Source organism: Psychrobacter sp. Ps6 (genome assembly GCF_022129235.1).
GTDB lineage: Bacteria > Pseudomonadota > Gammaproteobacteria > Pseudomonadales > Moraxellaceae > Psychrobacter.
Genome location: NZ_JADQAI010000103.1, coordinates 1 through 1751, shown reverse-complemented (window position 1 = coordinate 1751; position 1751 = coordinate 1). Strand labels below are relative to the sequence as shown.

General features: G+C 34.4%; 1 protein-coding gene. It reads left to right on the top strand.

What is annotated here, in order from left to right; translation table 11 throughout:
- The coding region (locus tag I3255_RS14090; RefSeq protein WP_238039379.1) for a hypothetical protein at nucleotides 1-1751 on the top strand (1751 nt) is incomplete at both ends.

Genomic DNA, 1751 nt, shown 5'->3' with positions numbered 1-1751 from the left:
TCTATCTATGCGGCTTTAGTTAAAGCCTCGCCTTACTGTCATGATCGTGATCACATTGCTCTGTTTCATTGTGATGAAGATTTTGGATATATCATTAAGTTTATTTGTGCAGATCATTTGAGAAAAAAACGAGAAAAATCTCAGATATTAACAAATTTATATAATATTATTCGGTTGTTAGATCCGAATTTATGGATAGATAAGAGTTATTTTCATAACTGCTTTAGTGATTGTTCTTTTAAAAATACCGAAGTTGTGTTTGAAGAGTTGGATCTTGCTCTTGCACAATACCCTGAGATGAAAGATGAATTTATCAATTATTTGCTTCGTGATATAAACGATCATTATATTTGTTGTTTAAATTCCGACCGTTATCAAACATCTGCTAAATTTGAATGCAATAGCCACCTAGCGTTATTGTCGGCTTTGGTTGATCGCTTTGGGGCTGAGTATATCTGGGACGTTTATACTCCTGATCGCAGTTTACGTCCTGAGCTTATTTATACATTGATTGCAAAAATAGCGATTAATAATCAACAAATTCAAGACCGTAAAGAGACTTATGATTATGCGGTATTGAATAAAGAGCTCCCTACCTGGACAAAAACAGAGAAAGATGCTCAAATTTTATTAGATTTTGTTCTAACAGGAAAAGAACCTGCGTCAATAGCGAAGCTGGCACTGCAAGAAAAATCACTGGGTAATATATGTTGGTTAAATAACATATACAATGAAAGATTAGCCCAAGTATTTTTTAATGGTAAAAATAATAAATTTGCATATGGTTTTTTAAATGCTGTATCGGATCATATCCAACAACATCCATTACGTTTATGCTGTGATTTTATTATTCAATATCCGCATCTACAACCTGCATTCTTTAAAGGATTTGCTGAATATACCAGTGAGTTTATTGAGCGTTGTGGTGATAACTATGATCGATATCGTTTCCATAATGTTGAGTATTTTGAATGTTTGCCTCGTGTCGAATTGCAATATCTACAGCAACATCAAGTACCGTGTGTTGAATACAGTCTGACTGCGATAGCGAAATATAAAGCGGCCCTGCTTGCTTGCTTAAAGGGAACCATTATCGATCTTGAACAAGCTTTGTTGTTGACTCCAATGTTAAAAGAAAAAGCAAAAGGGTTAATTGCTAATGTACAAGCTTGTATTCGTTCATTAGAACCTGATTTACGCCAAAGTGTGATCCAATCTTTAATTGAAGAATTACCAACATTAAAGGGAATTCATGAAATTAATGTGGTTGAAGTGATTTGCTTTGAGTCTATTGATAAGGAACAAGCTCTTACTCTTTTAGATAAAGTAAAAGAACCTCAATCACGTACAATGTTGGCTCAACATGGTCAACTTGATTTTACTTTGTTATATCAAACAAAAAATCAACGATTTGATTTAGCTGCGTATTTGTCTGAGTGTTACAGCGTCCCTAAGAAATTTCCGATTGATGAGAATTTAATTCAAGGGGTATTAACCAGAGATGGTCAATCGGCAGAGAATGCAATTAAACAGTTGGTGTTGTTGTATCAAAACTATAATCAATTGACTCCTAATCCAGAGGCTGTAGCGCTGGTTTCTGAGTTAGATACATCAACATTACAACACTTTAATTGCAATTTGCTGGCTACTTATAGTGATAAAATTACAACTAAAAACCGTTGGCTTCTCAATATACCTGCGCTTCATGGTGATGCAAATACGGTGAAGATTTTGGCGCCAATGATTGATAA